Origin of the sequence: Bacillus sp. REN16, assembly GCF_020731355.1 — a bacterium.
In the GTDB taxonomy this organism is placed as follows: Bacteria; Bacillota; Bacilli; order Bacillales; family Bacillaceae_L; genus Ferdinandcohnia.
In genome coordinates this window covers 1-16,876 of sequence record NZ_JAJFZK010000022.1, presented here as the reverse complement: position 1 = coordinate 16,876, position 16,876 = coordinate 1, and the positions used below count along the sequence as shown (strand labels likewise).

General features: G+C 35.6%; 22 protein-coding genes. 4 read left to right on the top strand and 18 right to left on the bottom strand.

The window, feature by feature from the left end; genetic code table 11:
- Positions 1–8 precede the first annotated feature (8 nt).
- From LKW28_RS20350 to LKW28_RS20335, 4 genes are all read right to left on the bottom strand, one after another.
- On the bottom strand, positions 9–794 hold the full coding sequence (locus LKW28_RS20350; protein WP_229142256.1) for an alpha/beta fold hydrolase: 786 nt from the start codon (positions 792–794) through the stop codon (positions 9–11).
- Positions 795–992: 198 nt separating this feature from the next.
- A complete protein-coding gene (locus LKW28_RS20345; protein ID WP_229142255.1) occupies positions 993–1,790 on the bottom strand; it encodes an HAD family hydrolase in 798 nt (265 codons plus the stop codon).
- Between the two features lie 651 nt (positions 1,791–2,441).
- The gene (lepB, locus tag LKW28_RS20340; RefSeq protein WP_229142254.1) at positions 2,442–2,987 is read right to left on the bottom strand and encodes a signal peptidase I; all 546 of its coding nucleotides are present in this window, start codon (positions 2,985–2,987) and stop codon (positions 2,442–2,444) included.
- A 150-nt stretch (positions 2,988–3,137) separates the two neighbouring features.
- The gene (locus tag LKW28_RS20335) at positions 3,138–3,581 is read right to left on the bottom strand and encodes a GNAT family N-acetyltransferase (RefSeq protein ID WP_229142253.1); all 444 of its coding nucleotides are present in this window, start codon (positions 3,579–3,581) and stop codon (positions 3,138–3,140) included.
- Positions 3,582–3,778: 197 nt separating this feature from the next.
- On the opposite strand from LKW28_RS20335, the gene LKW28_RS20330 reads away from it, so the two are divergent.
- The gene (locus tag LKW28_RS20330; protein ID WP_229142252.1) at positions 3,779–4,018 is read left to right on the top strand and encodes a hypothetical protein; all 240 of its coding nucleotides are present in this window, start codon (positions 3,779–3,781) and stop codon (positions 4,016–4,018) included.
- Positions 4,019–4,108: 90 nt separating this feature from the next.
- On the opposite strand, the gene LKW28_RS20325 is transcribed toward LKW28_RS20330, so the two are convergent.
- Entirely contained in the window at positions 4,109–4,693 is a 585-nt protein-coding gene (locus LKW28_RS20325; protein ID WP_229142251.1) for a hypothetical protein, read from the bottom strand.
- A 178-nt stretch (positions 4,694–4,871) separates the two neighbouring features.
- Between LKW28_RS20325 and LKW28_RS20320 the strand changes: the two genes are divergently transcribed.
- Positions 4,872–6,272: a PQQ-dependent sugar dehydrogenase gene (locus tag LKW28_RS20320; protein ID WP_229142250.1), complete on the top strand. Its 1,401-nt coding sequence runs from the start codon at positions 4,872–4,874 to the stop codon at positions 6,270–6,272.
- A gap of 24 nt (positions 6,273–6,296) precedes the next feature.
- The gene (locus tag LKW28_RS20315) at positions 6,297–6,593 is read left to right on the top strand and encodes a 4a-hydroxytetrahydrobiopterin dehydratase (protein ID WP_229142249.1); all 297 of its coding nucleotides are present in this window, start codon (positions 6,297–6,299) and stop codon (positions 6,591–6,593) included.
- 124 nt (positions 6,594–6,717) lie between these two features.
- Here the strand turns inward: LKW28_RS20315 and LKW28_RS20310 are convergent, their stop codons facing one another.
- The 10 genes from LKW28_RS20310 to LKW28_RS20265 all read right to left on the bottom strand — a co-directional run bounded on the left by LKW28_RS20310 (position 6,718) and on the right by LKW28_RS20265 (position 13,863).
- A complete protein-coding gene (locus LKW28_RS20310) occupies positions 6,718–7,425 on the bottom strand; it encodes a DNA alkylation repair protein (RefSeq protein ID WP_229142248.1) in 708 nt (235 codons plus the stop codon).
- Between the two features lie 356 nt (positions 7,426–7,781).
- On the bottom strand, positions 7,782–8,210 hold the full coding sequence (locus tag LKW28_RS20305; RefSeq protein ID WP_229142247.1) for a hypothetical protein: 429 nt from the start codon (positions 8,208–8,210) through the stop codon (positions 7,782–7,784).
- Entirely contained in the window at positions 8,211–8,840 is a 630-nt protein-coding gene (locus LKW28_RS20300) for a glycerol-3-phosphate acyltransferase (RefSeq protein ID WP_229142246.1), read from the bottom strand.
- Between the two features lie 51 nt (positions 8,841–8,891).
- Complete coding sequence (locus LKW28_RS20295; protein ID WP_229142245.1) at positions 8,892–10,748, bottom strand: LTA synthase family protein; 1,857 nt, start codon at positions 10,746–10,748, stop codon at positions 8,892–8,894.
- A gap of 144 nt (positions 10,749–10,892) precedes the next feature.
- Complete coding sequence (locus tag LKW28_RS20290) at positions 10,893–11,030, bottom strand: hypothetical protein (protein WP_229142244.1); 138 nt, start codon at positions 11,028–11,030, stop codon at positions 10,893–10,895.
- Positions 11,031–11,113: 83 nt separating this feature from the next.
- The gene (locus LKW28_RS20285) at positions 11,114–11,560 is read right to left on the bottom strand and encodes a GyrI-like domain-containing protein (RefSeq protein WP_229142243.1); all 447 of its coding nucleotides are present in this window, start codon (positions 11,558–11,560) and stop codon (positions 11,114–11,116) included.
- 31 nt (positions 11,561–11,591) lie between these two features.
- Positions 11,592–11,858, bottom strand: coding sequence for a hypothetical protein (locus LKW28_RS20280; RefSeq protein WP_229142242.1), 267 nt, complete (start codon positions 11,856–11,858; stop codon positions 11,592–11,594).
- Positions 11,859–11,952: 94 nt separating this feature from the next.
- Positions 11,953–12,444: a hypothetical protein gene (locus tag LKW28_RS20275; RefSeq protein WP_229142241.1), complete on the bottom strand. Its 492-nt coding sequence runs from the start codon at positions 12,442–12,444 to the stop codon at positions 11,953–11,955.
- A 136-nt stretch (positions 12,445–12,580) separates the two neighbouring features.
- A complete protein-coding gene (locus tag LKW28_RS20270) occupies positions 12,581–12,961 on the bottom strand; it encodes a VOC family protein (protein WP_229142299.1) in 381 nt (126 codons plus the stop codon).
- A 107-nt stretch (positions 12,962–13,068) separates the two neighbouring features.
- Positions 13,069–13,863: an aminoglycoside adenylyltransferase domain-containing protein gene (locus LKW28_RS20265; RefSeq protein WP_229142240.1), complete on the bottom strand. Its 795-nt coding sequence runs from the start codon at positions 13,861–13,863 to the stop codon at positions 13,069–13,071.
- Between the two features lie 203 nt (positions 13,864–14,066).
- Between LKW28_RS20265 and LKW28_RS20260 the strand changes: the two genes are divergently transcribed.
- A complete protein-coding gene (locus LKW28_RS20260) occupies positions 14,067–14,462 on the top strand; it encodes a DUF3888 domain-containing protein (RefSeq protein ID WP_229142239.1) in 396 nt (131 codons plus the stop codon).
- A 186-nt stretch (positions 14,463–14,648) separates the two neighbouring features.
- On the opposite strand, the gene LKW28_RS20255 is transcribed toward LKW28_RS20260, so the two are convergent.
- The 3 genes from LKW28_RS20255 to LKW28_RS23065 all read right to left on the bottom strand — a co-directional run bounded on the left by LKW28_RS20255 (position 14,649) and on the right by LKW28_RS23065 (position 16,558).
- Positions 14,649–15,860, bottom strand: coding sequence for an MFS transporter (locus tag LKW28_RS20255; protein ID WP_229142238.1), 1,212 nt, complete (start codon positions 15,858–15,860; stop codon positions 14,649–14,651).
- Positions 15,861–16,168: 308 nt separating this feature from the next.
- Positions 16,169–16,309 carry a hypothetical protein gene (locus LKW28_RS20250; protein WP_229142237.1) on the bottom strand — a complete coding sequence of 47 codons (141 nt, stop codon included), beginning with the start codon at positions 16,307–16,309 and terminating at the stop codon, positions 16,169–16,171.
- A 114-nt stretch (positions 16,310–16,423) separates the two neighbouring features.
- Entirely contained in the window at positions 16,424–16,558 is a 135-nt protein-coding gene (locus tag LKW28_RS23065; protein ID WP_267498088.1) for a hypothetical protein, read from the bottom strand.
- Between the last annotated feature and the right edge of the window lie 318 nt (positions 16,559–16,876).

The window sequence follows — 16,876 nt, the reverse complement described above, 5'->3', positions numbered from 1 at the left end:
CAAATTTTTTACGAATTGTGGAAAGCTGTTACTAGCTTGTTAAATTTATCACGTTCTTCCCAGAAAGCACCATGACCGCTATATTGAAACGGAACAAGCTGAGAATTTCTTATACTTTGGTTTAGCTCGTGTGCTTGTGCAAATGGAATTACCTTGTCATGAATCCCATGAACGATTAAAGTGGGAACATTAACTTTGAGAAGATCGGCATACAATTTTTCATCTCTTAAAGTATTTACAATAGCAGCCGTCGACCAATTTGCAGCTTCTAAGCCCATTTGAAAAAACCAATCCGAGAAAGGTTTAGTAATATACTGAAAGAAAAAAGCATCCGTTATGTCTTGCATCATTTTAGGGCGATCATTTGAAATTTGTTTAAGAAAAGTATTCGCCGTTTCTGTGGTAAATCCGGTTGGAGCAGCTGCGTCAACAAGAACAAGCTTTGATACCCCAAAACCGTTGTGACGAGACATATATCGAATGGCGATCGCCCCACCAGTCGAGTGACCTACGAGGGTAACATTTTTTAGTTGTAGTACACCAATAAGTGTTCGGATATCATCTGCAAGTCTGTTAAACGTATAACCACTAATTGGTTTATCAGACTTTCCGAACCCTCTCCAATCAATGCCAATACATCGAAATCCCATTGCAGGAAGAACATTATACTGATACTCAAACTGTTTATGGCTTAACGGCCAACCATGCAAAAACACAATGGTCTTACTTCCCCCAGGGTTTATATCTTCAACATATAAATTCACGCCAGTATCTACGGTAACAAAATATCCCATGAAGACTCCTCCTTCATCTTAAAAAGGTTCCATCATTAAAATATTCTTTTTTGAAAAATGGGTGAATATACAACTCATTAATAGAAATGAAAAAACCATATAAAAAATTTTACTTATATGGTTGAATGTATTGAGTATTTAGTTATCATCTTTATTAAAATTGCTAAATATATCAATCTTTTATCCATTCAACTTCCATTACATGACATAGGGTTCATATGGTTTATAAAGATAACGTTCGATAAACTCCGCTAATCCATCGTTTTGGTGGTGTCCTGTAACAAAATCAGCCGCTGCTTTAACATGATCATTTGCATTCCCCATTGCTACACCTGTACCGACGTGACGAAGCATCTCAATATCATTTGGTCCATCTCCAATAGCTACCGTTTCTTTTGGGTTAATTCGGTATGCATGAAGTAAACTTCTTATCGCAGACCATTTCGAAACTTTAGGAGCAACCAATTCAAATCCATCATGCCAATCGATGACTTCTGCTTCCTGTTTAAAAAGAGCTGAAAACTCAGGAACTGCTGTGCCAGTTCGAACACTATATTTAAGAACATCTTGATAATTTGCTTGCCTTAAATCCCCGATATACAGCGGTGGAATTTGCCCAACTTGTGTCCAATAATCGATTTCTTCATTTGTTTCCTTACAATAAAGACCATCTGCTGTATGAATGATAACATTACAGGGTCTTTCAGTGGTTAGATGATGAAATCGCTCTTCGTTTAAACTGACAGGTCTCATTTGCAATGCTTTTCCCGTCAAAGCTTCGTGAATAGCAGCGCCATTCAAACAGATCATCGGCGTTCGCAATCCAATTTCTTTATGGTAGGGAGCCGTTACTTCATAGTGTCGGCCAGTGGCCAGAAAGACCTTTACTCCCTGATTAATCAGCATATAAATGGCTTCCAAATTTCGTCGGGAGATATTATTTGAGGCTGTCAGCAGTGTACCATCCATATCAATAAAAATTGCACGCACATTCATTTAAAATGCCTCCTCATTCGTTGATAAACCAATCATATCAACTAAATGTTAAAGGCAAGTAAACTCCGTGTACAGATTATATGAAGTTTATTAGGGAGCAAAGGGTGGTCTAAGTCGTGTAGTGTAGAAATAATTTGGACAACTATGTAAACTTTTCGAACTTTAATCAGCTTGTTAAAAACGGACGAATAGAACTCCCGAATCAGATTTTACTTAATTCGTGTATGCCTCTTATCAGCTGCACTTAGAACAAAAAGAAAAGCAAAACCCCAGATAACGACTTGAATAATTATAATCGTCCAATTAGCAATTGGGATCATTAGTGAAACAAGAAAAAGAAAGATTGGACTAATTATGATTATAGACAAGCTAATCATAAATGCCGTCTTCTCTGGTAACGCCTTTATTTTTGCTATTATGATGATCACCTCAGTTCATTGCATTACTTTCTTTGTTTTTTCCTCTTTCTTGCTTTTCTTTTATCCAAGCCAAAAGCAATCGCGCCAAATAGATTCTCAAGAATTGTATATATTGCATCCAACAAAACCGCCCCTTACTTGTATCTTAATTGATTATACGAATTCATAAGTAGAAGGTTTCATATCATTGGGAAGTAACAAAAAAGGTGCTTACGCGCACCTTTTTTAGAACTTATTTATCAATTATCTTAATCTCTTTAATCGGCCATACAACAACATTCGTGGTTCCAACTACCTTATCGATTGGAATCGCTCCAATATGACGACTGTCCATACTATTTCGACGATTATCTCCCATTACAAACAAATGTCCTTCTGGCACCACATCACTCCCCACTGGAGTTTCTTTTAAAGTGAAGGAATTGGTTAGTGGGCCATCCTTTACCTCTTCTTTACTTTTATCCAAATAGGGTTCTTCGTAAGGCTCCCCGTTTATGTACAACGTATCATTTTTATATTCAATACGATCTCCTGGTAACCCAATGACTCTTTTGATAAAGTCTTTTTCCCCGGTAGCATGAAAGACCACCACATCGAATCTTTTCGGTTCTCCTATTTTGGTGACAATCATTCGATTTTGGTCGTGCAAAGTAGGCTGCATCGAGGCTCCTTCAACGACAACAGGAGTAAAGAAAAAAGCACGAACAATAAAAGCAATTACGATAGCAATAAAGAGAGCTTTAATCCATTCCCAAATTTCATTTCTATTTTCAACCATTTTGTCACCTTCTCACTATTCTCTATTAATGGATATATTCCACAAAATAAGATAAAATCCCTTCCTTATGTAATAAATATATTACTATACCACTCCTAATTAGTAAAAGTTCTTTACTAGCTAATAGTTTAATCCAAAAACGAATTAGTATTAGCCTATCTCTAAATCATAATGATAAAATTGAGTGTCTTTTTTGTATCCATTTCTTTCATATAATCGTTGAGCAGGATGGTTATCTGGTGCTGTGCTAAGACTAAGGCTTTTAGCACCAGTTTCAATTGCGTATTCTTTTGCTTTCTGTAAGAGCATTTCTCCTACTCCATGTTTTCTTGCCTTTGTATCAACATATAAATCATTTAAAATCCAAGCTCTTTTCATAGAAATAGATGAAAATGTAGGATAAAGCTGAGTAAAGCCGACATAGTTTTGTTCGTCTTTTACAACAAATATAACAGACTCCTTACCTTCTATACGTTTTTTTATGTAAATCATAGCGCCTTCTAAGTCAGACTTTTGTTGATAAAACATCCGATACTTATTAAATAAATCTGACACTCCCTCTAAATCATCAATTGTGGCTTGATATAATTCCATACTTTCTACCACCTCATAAACTATTATTTTATTAACTAATTCTATACTAATTTTAAGTTTGAGTTCATGTATTATTCCACAATTTGGTCGTTATATTTTATAAACTTTCACGAAAAAATATATAACATAAAACCCTCTGGTGTTATAATAAACAAACAACACTAAAAGGTGTTATATAAGATTAGGAGGCACACAGAATGGACAAGAATGCTCAGGAAATGTTTTTAAATTTTATTTTACAGAGGGTCCAAGAAGGCAAAGAGGATGAGGCAAGAGAAATCCTTATAGAAAACTTCAAAAAGCAAGAGGAAGGCACTTTTTCACAAAAGGAAATTCAAGAGTTTATCCCTAAAATGATTAGTTTATTAAAACCGGAAAAGTTGGAAGAAATAAAAGCAGTTGTCAAGAATTTTGCTGGGGATTTCGAAAATAAATAAGGTCAACCAGTGAAAAAGTCCTGCATCAAACATCGTTATTTGTATCCATTTTATACCAGATGGCAAATAAATGCGATAATACTTTAAGGACTATCGCTCCATTGACTGCCTTGTCAAAATTTTATTAAGTCCTTTAAAGGCAGAGATGCTGACCTTCTTCCAGATCCAGCTATACAATATGGAGAAAGCAAATGTTCCTAAAACAACCATACTATTAAAGTGTGACGTTACGGATGGTCCGAGGATTGGAAATTTTAACACATATAATAAAGTACTGATCCCTAGTGTTAAACATAAAGCAGCAAATAGAATAATAAATATGCTTTTCTTTAAGTATTTAAGACCAATACCTAGGCTGACTCCTAATAATCCTGTTGTAAAAAGGAACACCAGTAGCTCACTTGGTTGGAGCATGGCTAATAGAAATCCGGTTACGAAATAGGTCATCGCACCCATTCTTAGTGACAGCAGGCTGGCAAGTACAAGTGGACCTGTGCTCATCATACTCAGGAGATAACCAACACCAGTAAAAATTCCAGCTGATTGAAAAATAACGGATATGGATCCTAATAAGGCACCAACTGCAATTCTCACTGTTTTCGAATATCGGTCAATGGGTGGAATTCGTTCATCTCCCCAAACACTTGACGTTACTTTTTTGAATAATGACCTCACTTTGACACCCCCAATAATAGGTAAATGCAGCAGGACAAAAGTTTATGCTTGAAAACGTTCGAGACCCATTGTTTTTCTAGTCAATTTCTTAAAGATTCCACAACCCTAATGGGTACTAATAGAACCCTTCCTCTCATATTCTGTTAAAAGAAAACAATGAGAAGGGGTGTAAAGTTTGTTGAGAAAAGTTAAAGTTCGTTTACGTCCCATTGTAAGTCGGATCAATTTACCCACTGTTTTAAAAACAACCATACTTCCGGGTGACTCCATTGAACGTTTATTTATCGCAACCCAAGTCGGAGAAATCTTTTACATAGGAAACGGTGAGATTAAGACATTTTTAGATATTCGCCATCGTATTCTAAAATTAGGAGGTCCTGGTGGGTACGATGAGCGAGGATTGCTAGGACTAGCGTTTCACCCTAATTTTTATTACAACGGCTTGTTTTATCTTCATTATTCTGTAGCTGGATCACAAGGTCCGGGTGCACCACCTGAATCTTTCAAACCAAACCCGTGTGACCCCAAAACATTAAACCTACAATGGACAAATCGAGAAACTCAATATGATCATATCGATACAGTTGAAGAATGGATTTTACAAGCGAATGGTCAGCCACAAAAACGACGGACATTGCTTAACGTACGAAGACCCTTTTTAAATCATAATGGTGTCAATAGCCTAAGTTTTTCACCTGAAACAGGAAAACTTATTTTGACAAATGGGGATGGTGGATTAGGCTATGATCCGTTTAATCTAAGTCAGGACGAGATGGAAATTGCCGGTAAAATCATTGAAATTGATGTTAGCAAAAATACATCTATCAATAATCCACCCGTGGTCACTCGTTTTAACGAACTTCCGGTACCTATTCAAGAAACTCTTACGGTCATTGCCAAAGGGGTTCGAAACATACCTGGGATATCCTTTCAAAGATATAATAATCAATATATGAAATATGTAGGAAATGTCGGGCAGGATTTGGTCGAATCGATTTTCTCATTTACCCAATACAGACCTATGCCGGTGACACAGCTTGTGGGTCACAATTCCACTAACCAGGAAGGATTTATTAACTTTGGCTGGCGAGGGTGGGAAGGGGATTTACCTACTTCGACCATCAATCGCTGCAGTGAAAATCAGGATTTGGATGAAAAAATCATGGCTTATTACAATGAAGCCATTCAAACATCAGTGAATCGGATTCTCCCCTTAACTTGTTATTATCACGAGGATTCCCGGCCCGATAAAATTGCGGGAACTGCACTTACAGGTGTCCAGCCATATATGGGAAAAGGAATTCCCGCTTTAACAGGAGGCGTTGTGTTTATCGACGTTGCCCGGAAGGAGGAATCTCTATCAACGTTAAAAGGTGCTTTAGCTTATACCAGGGTACGACCGGATTGTAAATTAAGTGATTATAGTGTGATTGATATCGATTATAATTTTGGGTCTCAATCTGCTTATTATATGAGCCTGGGAACGAATCTTGACCAGACGAGATTATATTTAGGGGTCTATGGGTCTATGAATGTAAGTGATTTAAACCAAGGAACTATTTTTGAAATTATCCCTTGATGCAAATAACAAAGGAGAATATACATGGAAAAGCTTGGTGACGAGGCCATTCAGGATAAACTAGCAGATAATCAAAACTGGAAGCTGATCGATGGTAAGTGGATTGTAAGGAAGTATCGATTCAAAGAATATTTAAACGGGATTGAATTTGTTCAAAGCGTTGCCCAACTATCGGAAAAAATGAACCATCATCCCTTTATTTCCATTGACTACAAACTGATTTCCATTAAAATTACTTCTTGGCATGCAAGGGGATTAACAGATTTGGATTTTACATTAGCAAAAAAATACGATGAGTTGTATGTACAGATAAAAAAATAAAAGGAATGATCGTTATATTAACAGCGGGTGTGTTTTTAACACCTGCTGTCTGTGTGTTACAAATTTAATAGATTTAAAAAAGGCATCAATCCTTCTGGATCAATACCCCGATTTAAAGCTAAGCTTAACACCTTACATATTTGCGTTTGAAACCAAGCCTTCCTCGATCTAATTCTTTTTGAATACTTTCGTATGAATTTAAAAAACTGCTATTCTTCTTCTCTCTTTTGACTTCAACGATCCCAACTTCCTTTGCGATCTCGACTGCCTTTTCATGCAGTGGTACATAGGAAATGGCTACAGTGTTTAAAAAAGTATTCATCGCTGATTTCGTTCGTTCTGGTGAATCATGAATTGTATTCTTCACTAAATCAAGCATATCGGAAAGCTTACTTTCTGAGAATTCATGGTCTTTGCGATTCCCTAATAGCCAGCAGTAACAGCTCCAGCCCCCTGACATTCTCAGCTCTTCACCACTTGCAATCCATTTATCAGCAACGTCTTGTGCAATATCTGACTCTGACAAAGTTACCGCAACCACATAATCAGACAGCATGTAAAAATACGCATCATCCATCCACCGATCATAATCTGCCTCTGTCATGGCCTTTGGGTCTGCAATAATGCCTGCAAAGTACATTGCATCGTAGTTACCTGTTCCATAAAGCTTTTCCGCTAGAGGCTGATTTATTTTTATCTTCTTTGAAATAGGTTTCATAGCACCCGTAGCTACGCCAAAAACCGGCTCATGCGCACCATTGGACATGTAAATTTTTTTAGTCCGTTCTTTACCTAAGGCTTCAAGCTCCTGCATAACTGTTTCGAAATCCATCACTTTACACTTCCTTACTCGACTTGTTTATCCTTTTATTATCTACAATTTCATCATGATTTTCAATTGGGACGAGGAATTGTTTGAACCGTCCCCTTGTCCATTCACAAGTCAAGGATCAAAAGGAGTCCGCTCTTATCTATTAAGGGATCGGGTGAAGCACCCGAACCAATAAATAGACGGAATAATTTCTCTTAATAACTAATTATTATTAAAAAGGGCTTTAATAGACGTAGAAATTCCTCCTATTGGCTAGTAAAAAGCGAAATTGTGGATTTTTCTCAGCATTAGCGGAAAACCTACCCTTATTTTCCGAGAAGTAAGCTTCATTCTGGATATAACAGGAAAAACTACGCTTATCTTAAGGAATTAATGTCTCGTTCAAGTCCCTTTATCCATTTGTAATCCAAAGGTTCATTCACTACCTTGTAAACCCTGTTTGATACAACAACATCCCGTTCAAGTGTATATATTTCATATGCACCATTTTTATATCCAAGGTGGAGTTCAAATCTTTCATTTTCATAATTGGAGATCCAACCATCCTGATTAGTTAGCTTTACTTTGTATTGATTTAAAAAGTCAGCAAGTTTAGTAATAATTTCTTGGTCTACCTTTGAAATTTCAAATTCATAAGAATCCTTATACTCAGTAATAATATGAATCTTATCAACGTTATCCATATCTAATAACTCATCCAAGCTTTGCTCACGGTACTTATAAAAATTAAATAAAACAACACCGATTATTAGTAGGATCAGAGAAGCGAACAAATATTTTTTCAATTATATCCTCCGCCTTTTTTTCAGCATGCTTGAAACTCTTGTTTCTGTATTGGCTTGGATTCGCTTCCAATTTTCAAGATGTTTATAGATGCATAGCAAGGTCAACGCGAATGTGATTAGGGTTGCATAAATTGGGTAACCGAATAGAAAAGTAAAAAATACCCAGCATAGATACATCACAAGAACACCAATTGGAAGGTAATCACTGATAAGCGTAATAATAATGAGAGCGGCAAAACCAATTAACCCGACCTTCCAATCGATTGCAAATACAACTCCAATCATTGAAGCCGTCCCTTTTCCACCATTAAATTTCATCGTTACAGGAAAAATGTGACCGATAATGACAAAAGCTCCCGTTAAAAAAATGAAAAGATAGAAGGTGCGATCATCTAAGGAATAACTGCTTAACCAGTTTTTCATAAATAAAATCGGGACGATACCTTTCCCTATATCAATTAATGCCACAATGATTCCGTACTTCCACCCTAAAACAATGGTGGTATTAGAAGCACCCGCGTTTTTTACTCCACTTTCCTTAATATTCACCTTCTTAAGTTTGCCAACAATCGTTGAACCATGGATACACCCAAATATGTAACCGACTATGATACTTACTAGACCTAACATACATCACCTTTTGACGGGACACAGACATAGGTTCCGTGTCCCGCCTTACCTTTATTTATTTTTTTCGTCTCCTTCATCGATAAACCTTAAGACATCCCAGAAAATGATATTGTCCGATAGTGTCAGCTCTTCCCTGACCACGTCCAAATAAGGTTCACATTGTTGAGGGTCCACATCTTGACCATCTAGCTTTCCATAACAACTATTATTCTTATAGATGTAATTTTCGGATATAAAACTGCCATCCCGAAAAATGACTGGATGATCGCTATTCCTTGTAAAAAGATTGTGGCCAAATGAATAACGATTATCAATTTTTATCCCAAGGAGATGGAGTAGGGTTGGACGGATGTCGATTTCCCCACCTTGAGTCGTAATGATTTCCCCTTCTTGACCCGGCACATGGATAATCAACGGGATTTGTTGATGCTCTACCTGATTGGTAAGGGTATCCTCTTCATCCAGCAACTCATTCAGACCGTCATAATATTTTTCAGATATCCCATAGTGATCGCCGACTAGCACGAACACAGTATCTTCGTACATGCCTTCGTCTTTTAACTTTTCAAAAAATGTTTCAATCGCTTTATCCAAATAACGAACGGTCGTCACATAGCGATTTACAACATCTTCCTTTGTATCTGCTGGATCAATAAACAGATCTTCCTCATCTAATAAAAACGGAAAATGATTCGTCAAGGTAAGGAATTTCGCATAATACGGCTCAGGTAAAGTCTTTATATGCTCTACTGACTGTGTAAAAAACGGAATATCCTTCAATCCATAGTTAACCGAGTTTTCTTCTGTTACCGTGTAATCTTCTTTTGAAAAATAACGATCATATCCTAGGGCATTGTACATGACATCTCGATTCCAAAACGTGCTTACATTCCCATGAAATGTTGCGGCATAATAATTCTTATTTTCTTTTAAAATATGAGCAAGGCTATAAAACGTATTTTCAGGTCGTCTTACAAAAACAGAGCCGCTAGCTAAGGGATAAAGACTTGTATCAATCATGAATTCTGCATCGGATGTTTTCCCCTGGGCTGTTTGATCATAGATTTGATTAAAATAAAAACTATCCTCAATTAAGTTATTAAGGAATGGCGTCACTTCTTCTCCATACACTTTTTGATTAATGACAAAATCCTGCGTGGATTCCAATGTGATTAACACGACATTTTTTCCTTTTGCGATTCCGAATAAATCCGTTCGCTCGGAATCTTTTAGCTGTAATTGTTCCTGCAATGCAACTGCATCCGCCTCAGTAACAAGTAACCGCTCAAGAGGGGCTACGATGCCAAGCCCAATATCATACACATGATATGTTAGCGGCCCCAACGCTTTCACCATCTGCTCCCGGTCGTAGACTTCTGAAAAAAGATGAACAGATTTTATCAGACCTAAACAAATGGTCAAAACGACAAGCGATGAAGAAGCTAAAAAATACTTTCTCTTGGTTTGTTTTTGAACGGTAAGAGCGGACTTTGTTCTTAAAAGGAGCCATCCAACAATAAATAAATCAATAAACAAAAAAAGATCCCACGGACTCATCAACTCAACCGTACTGGCACTCAAGCCGCCCACATTATTGAACTGAAATAGAATCGGTATAGTGACAAAATCAATATAAAAACGATAATAGAGAAGGTCCCCAAACAGCACACCTGTCCCTACAAATAATAGGCCAAACAATATAAATCTATTTACTTTTTCACCAAAATAAAAACTAAAACCCATGACGAATAACAGGGAACCAATGGAACTTGTTAGGATTAAAACAATATCAAAAAATGATTGGATGCTAAGATTAAAACCGACAAAACAAACGATCACCGTCTTTAACCAAAGGATAATCGTGACGGTTAAAGTAAGTCCTATACCTGATGTATTTTTGCGAAACATTGGATCAAGCCCTCTCATTTAATTAACCTTTAAAATCCTTTACAGATATATTAACATAAAATCCCAAAGACTTTACCAAAAAGAAAGACCATCATTTAGATGATCTGGAATTGAATAACGCTCCAGTTTTCATTTCACATTCATTTATTCATTTTTGTATACTTTGTCTTCTAATACTTCTATTCTTTCCCTTAACCTTGCATTATCCTTTTTTACTTGATAAGAGTTATAAAATGCTCCTGCTGCAAGTGAAAAAGCAAACCAACCCCATAACCAATCCATTTAAGCCCCTCCAAAATAATGATAAACAGCAGTACAGCTTTTCAAATGCTTGATTTGAGATTTATCCCGCATTTGCTTAAGTATTACGTGAGGATTGGCAAAAAAATCTCAACTTCTTCCAAACCATTTTCCATAGGATGGTAGGTTTCTATAATATAAGCATTTTGATTTCTTATATACCCCTGGTCTTCTATCCATTGCAATAAATCGTTATGTAGGTTAGCGATTTCATTTATGTTTCCGCGTGTCTTGAAATAAACTTGATTACTCTCTATATACTCCATCCCTGATGGAACTTTGGATAAAGACTCATTCACAATGAAACCAACATAGTAGTTGCCTTCTAGATGGTTTCCATTTTGTTTAGGTTCAAAAAAAGCAATCTCAGTACCCGAGCAATGTTCAATTTCATCCATTCGCTTCATCACTTGGCGTGCAAGTTTTGGAACTTCCACATCAAAATTGACATACGCACCATATCCTTTTATCCCTACAACCCTAAAACATCTCTTAACCTTTTTATATTCCAATATGATCCCCCTTTGTATACGGCACTTTCCATTAGGAATGGAGTACTTTGTCAATCCAGTACTTTGCAGACTCATAGTCTTTTTCCCTAACTGAAACCACATATTGTTTTTCATAATTGTTGTTAATTCCGATACTCCCAAAGTTTCCCCTTGTCGTTCCTCTTCCCAACATTTTTCCCGATCCATTAATCACATTATATTTATACTTAATACCTTTACTCTCTAATTGATCCCTTACCTTTGATAATTCCTCCATCGAGTACCCAATATATACATCCTCCTTATTAAAGAAAAACAAATCCATCCCCCCTTTTGAATCTTTAAAATCCACTTTATACGTATCAAAAAGGTACATATCACTCAATATAGATGGTTAATTAATCACCACCATTTCATTGTATGGATACCTCTTTTTCAAATGAAAGACCTAAATAATTATAATGAATGATCACCCTATTTATACTTTCTGAATGCACTAAAGTAACTGCATAAATTGGATCATCCTCAGTCGCAGTACCACTATTTACCTTATCTAATTGCTCTTGGGGGTCAGTTTTTGGCTCTAACTTCAGTTCATTTATATCTTTAAAGGTGTACTCGCTTGCTTCATCACCATTAAAATGATTGGTTATAATAAATCCATTATTAGGATTACTTAGCTGCAATTTCATATCTGAAGGCTTACTGTTGTTATTTACTAATACATCTTGGATTTCAATTTCTCCGAATGCATTTTTGTTTCCAACCTCGACTAACAAAACTTGTTTGTCTGTTGAATAACCGCTTTGAAAAGCGACTAATGGCGGGGAAAATTTCAAATAAACAAAACCACCACCGATCAACAAAATAGCCAAGCTAATGAGACTTAAAGCTAGCTTTTTCAAAACATCACCCCCTTCTTATTAAACATCCCTTATTACTTATACGATTAATACTTATTATAGTTTCAGAATTATCAATATTTTTAGTGTACCAACATAAAAACGACTACCATAAAAGATAGTAGTTTGAAGGATCACATTATTTATTTTTCTCCATAACTGCAAAGTAATTTTCTTCGTTATCAGCAAAGTTAAATACTTTTCCCGAAGGCATATTTACAATTTCTCCGACAGTTAAGTTTTTATTCTTTAAGTCGCTATATAATTGATCAAGGTTCTCTGTGAAAAACATTAATGATGGTGTACCCAGATTTACTCCAGGCGACATTTTTTCAACGAATTCCTTGTTGTGCAGAATAATGCTTGTCTCTGTGCCACTTTTCGGAGCAATTTCAATCCATCTCATTTGACCATTATCTTCTTCAGCAATAACCGTAAAGCCCAATTTTTCTGTCCAAAAATTTGCGGCCTCATCTTGATTATTGACATACAACATAATTTGACCCACTTGACTAAAGATAGTTTTCTGCTCCCTTTCCGGTAATTTTCCGTCTAGAAATTAAATTTCTCTACTTTTAAAAGTTCCAAACTAAGTATACACATCTAGTGCAGACTATAAAATTGACACTAATTGAGTAACTCTTGTACTTTATCCGATATGTAATTTCTTAACACCCAAAGTTCTTCTTTTTCAAGAATATCTACTTCTTTATTCTTCACATAACAGCCGACTACTTTATTAATCGTAGTCCCCATTTCTTTTGGTAAGGTTAATAAACCCCACTTACCTGCTTCTAGCTTTGAAGAAACAACACCTGCTTTTAAATACCAAAACACTCTGAGCATATTTAATGTACAGTAGATCGGATCCCGCTCAATGTTTACTAAGCAATCCGCGAAATCTCCCATTATCGAGGATGTATAATGCGACTGTGGAACCGAAGGAAAAACTTCAGCAATAGGCTTTCCTTCAATACAAATTCCGCGTTTAGTTGTTATCGTTATATGAGCTGATAAATCGGCATCAGTTTTAGTATCTTCGTTTAAATATAGGTAAGTCCCGTTTTCCAAATCATCTTTATAACGTTCCCTCCAATATTCACTATAATGAAAGTCAAAGGATGAGGGATGTTCCCAATTTTTTAATTGGCTTTCATTCAAACAACTGATTTCAATTGGGAAAGGTTGATTTGAGTGTGTTAGGCATAATTGCGCGAACTTCCTTTTGGTCATATCATCTATGGAATTACTCGTAACAATTAGAATATCAATATCACTGCTGTTCGAATTAAATCCACCCATTGCTAAAGAACCGTGGATATAAAAACCGACGAATTCATTAGTTAACAATTCTTTAGACTCTCTTAAAAGACGCAAAATAAAATCCTTAATTTCTGACGAGCACGTTTCCCAATTTGCCATTGCGATTCCCTCTAATCCCTCATCATTTCTTCTAATCAACCGTACAAGTATAGTTAGTTCTCATTTTATAACCCCCAATATGGCATTTTCTAGTTCAACTAAAGTAACCATTTTAGTCTAAGAGCTTTATCAACTGATCCGTTCGCTTAATAAGAATTTATTTAATAGCTCATTCTAATAGAAACTTGGAACGGAGGGTTTTTATGAAAAAAAGCCTTTTGATGTTGATTGCTAGCTTCACTCTTTTGTCTTATTCACCCGTTAAAGCTGAAACCGTTACTAAAAATGATTTAGAGCTGCGTGATGATTTGATTTTCATTATGCTTTATCCCTCAATTCAACAGGAATTGAAAAAGCAATATGGCGAAATCAAACAAAATATGTGTGGTAAAATAATAAAAATTAAGCAACTTCCAATAGGCAGTTACTCCTTTAATGTCACTGTGCAGGTAACAACATTTGAAGATGCTCACAGTCCCCCAAATGATTTAGTAACGATCACTTTTAGTAATGAAAAAACCATAGAGTGGCAGGCTATCGATTTCAAAAAGAGAAGGTTAAAGCCGAATGAAATAACTAAATGCATGCACCCTTTGTAAATAGGGTGTTTTTTCTTTAGTTATCTTCTTCAAGTACAAGACAGTTGTTGAATAAATTCAACAAAAAAAGCGATAATCCTCCTTGGACTATCGCACCAGTTAGTTTTGGTGAAATTTTCACAAACTAATCACTGGTTAAATTGAAAAATGAAGGATTTTACGTTTAAAAATCCTTCATTTTAAATTTTATTGTTCCATAACATTTCTAACAAACAATTGTTTGTTTTTATGAACGATTGTACATACAATTGCTAGCAATAAACCTGAAATACCGAATACGATTCTAATTCCCAACAAATCTGACAAGATCCCCATTATCACGGAACCAATGCCAAAAATTCCTGTTCCGATGGCACCTAATGAGGTGTAAACAGTTGACAACTTTTCTTTCGATACACTAGTTTGCACAATAGTTTGTTGTGGAATGTATTTTAGCTGACCGAAAAGCCCAATACATAATGATAATAGTAAAGCGAGCATCGGTATACTGTTTAAACTAAACAATATTGTGACGATACAAGTGGCTAATGAACCAGCAAAAACAAAAGTACCTAATCTTTTTTCAATCAATGATGAGTATTTGATACAATAAATACTTCCCAAAATCAAACCAATAAAGAAAGCACCATTAATAAACCCCCACCATTTTTCACCAACATTTAAAGCGTCATTAACAAATACATATAAAATAGCGGCAATCCATACCGTACCTGTAATAGTTTCAAAAAAGTCAATCCAAGCAATTTTTCTCAAAATTGGAGTGTTGGATAAAGTTTTCCTTCCTTCTTTTATCTGTTCCCACTTTCCCTTTGAATCGGTTGTTGTTTGATGATTAATGTTTTCTAAAAGACATAACAACAGACTTGATAAAACAAATAAACCTCCAACTAACCAAATAAGTTGCTGTGAACCTAATAGGACTAAAAGTAAACTACCTACAAACCACATCGCCGCTTGAATTATTTGTGTAACTGTTTCAGCAATTCCATTTGCTTCGATTAACTGTTCAGAATCTACATAATGTGGAATCAATGTGTGCCTTATTGGATTTGCACAACCATCAAGAAAGGCGATTAAGCCCATGATCAGGAACAGTAAATAATAGTTAGAATCCATTATGATCATTAGCGTAAATCCTAATAAAATTAGCAATATTGTTTTTCCAATTTGAGAACCAGCCATTAACCACTTTAGATTTACTTTTCCGAATAATAGAGGTGTTAATAAACTAGATATAAACATAGATGAAGTAATAGTAAATGGCACAAAGGAAGCAGCCGTTGCAGAATCAGTTAAAATAAAAATTGTACTAATTACACTTACCATATATAAAACGTCACCAATATCGGCAAACGAATTTCCAATCAGCAATAAACAAAAGTTTCTATTCAATTTCATTGTATAATCCCCCATAAATTTTAGCTTTTTTTAAAATGAGGGGGTTTTTAAATTGGACAATTCATTTTTATGCTCCTTTCAAAAAACAGATAAATCTGGGGGAATATGATTTATCATGAAATTTTGTTATCGACTTACACTTATTTGAATTTTACCATAACCGCTGGCTGACTAACGTTATTAATTGGCTATTCATTCACATTTACTGGAACTAATCTGCGCCATTAGCTATCCTGCCGGTTCAATAATTTCAACAAAAGGTGCGTAACCTGTCTTGGATTATCGCACCCTTTACTTAAAGATTGTTTTTATTTTTCTTCTAAATCATAAATCCTCTTTTCAAGTTCTTTCACCTTGTTACTATTAGTCAACGCTGTCGTAAAAGCAATAAGTCCAAAAATAAAACCCGCTGCTCCGAAAGTGAAACCCATAAGTCCAAAAATCTCCACATAATCCCCCCATTAAAAGTCTACGATCTTTATGTTTATTTATCTTTCAACGTCCTGCCCTAAATTTCAACAAAAAAGTGTCTTAAAGAAAAGCACTCAATACTTAAAAACGAACTATTCATCTCCTTTATCCTTCGCTTTTTTAATATACATCATTAATCCTGATACAATAAGGATCCCTATGAGACCTAATACAACTACACTAGCCAAAAGTTGCCAATCTACCGTTTCATTTCTCCATAAACTCATTGTGATTACTGCTATAATTATACCGACCATCCACGTTATACAAAATTTCAATGTGTTTTTCACTATTACCCCTCCAAATCCTTGAAGTGATGTATATCTATTTCCCGCTACGTATTTTACTAAAATCCCCGCCATTTATTTTTCCGAACTTATCATAAAATCTAATTCATTCATTTATTTGAACTTACCTTTCAAATGTAAAAATGTCTAAACTACTTTTTTCCAATCCCATGAGCAAGCAATGCAATTGGTGTTAATGACATCATGAAATGTCCAGAAAATGACGAGATATTTTGTCCTCATTTTGACGGAAACCCT

What these genes read in the sequence shown, in the direction of transcription:
- LKW28_RS20345 (WP_229142255.1), bottom strand. Translation starts at nt 1,790, where the DNA reads ATGAATGTGCGTGCAATTTTTATTGATATGGATGGTACACTGCTGACA.
- LKW28_RS20335 (WP_229142253.1), bottom strand. Translation starts at nt 3,581, where the DNA reads ATGGAATTATATCAAGCCACAATTGATGATTTAGAGGGAGTGTCAGAT.
- LKW28_RS20265 (WP_229142240.1), bottom strand. Translation starts at nt 13,863, where the DNA reads ATGGCAAATTGGGAAACGTGCTCGTCAGAAATTAAGGATTTTATTTTG.
- LKW28_RS23065 (WP_267498088.1), bottom strand. Translation starts at nt 16,558, where the DNA reads ATGAGTTTATGGAGAAATGAAACGGTAGATTGGCAACTTTTGGCTAGT.
- LKW28_RS20310 (WP_229142248.1), bottom strand. Translation starts at nt 7,425, where the DNA reads ATGGATTTCGAAACAGTTATGCAGGAGCTTGAAGCCTTAGGTAAAGAA.
- LKW28_RS20330 (WP_229142252.1), top strand. Translation starts at nt 3,779, where the DNA reads ATGGACAAGAATGCTCAGGAAATGTTTTTAAATTTTATTTTACAGAGG.
- LKW28_RS20350 (WP_229142256.1), bottom strand. Translation starts at nt 794, where the DNA reads ATGGGATATTTTGTTACCGTAGATACTGGCGTGAATTTATATGTTGAA.
- LKW28_RS20300 (WP_229142246.1), bottom strand. Translation starts at nt 8,840, where the DNA reads ATGTTAGGTCTAGTAAGTATCATAGTCGGTTACATATTTGGGTGTATC.
- LKW28_RS20260 (WP_229142239.1), top strand. Translation starts at nt 14,067, where the DNA reads ATGAAAAAAAGCCTTTTGATGTTGATTGCTAGCTTCACTCTTTTGTCT.
- LKW28_RS20295 (WP_229142245.1), bottom strand. Translation starts at nt 10,748, where the DNA reads ATGTTTCGCAAAAATACATCAGGTATAGGACTTACTTTAACCGTCACG.
- lepB (WP_229142254.1), bottom strand. Translation starts at nt 2,987, where the DNA reads ATGGTTGAAAATAGAAATGAAATTTGGGAATGGATTAAAGCTCTCTTT.
- LKW28_RS20290 (WP_229142244.1), bottom strand. Translation starts at nt 11,030, where the DNA reads ATGGATTGGTTATGGGGTTGGTTTGCTTTTTCACTTGCAGCAGGAGCA.
- LKW28_RS20255 (WP_229142238.1), bottom strand. Translation starts at nt 15,860, where the DNA reads ATGAAATTGAATAGAAACTTTTGTTTATTGCTGATTGGAAATTCGTTT.
- LKW28_RS20315 (WP_229142249.1), top strand. Translation starts at nt 6,297, where the DNA reads ATGGAAAAGCTTGGTGACGAGGCCATTCAGGATAAACTAGCAGATAAT.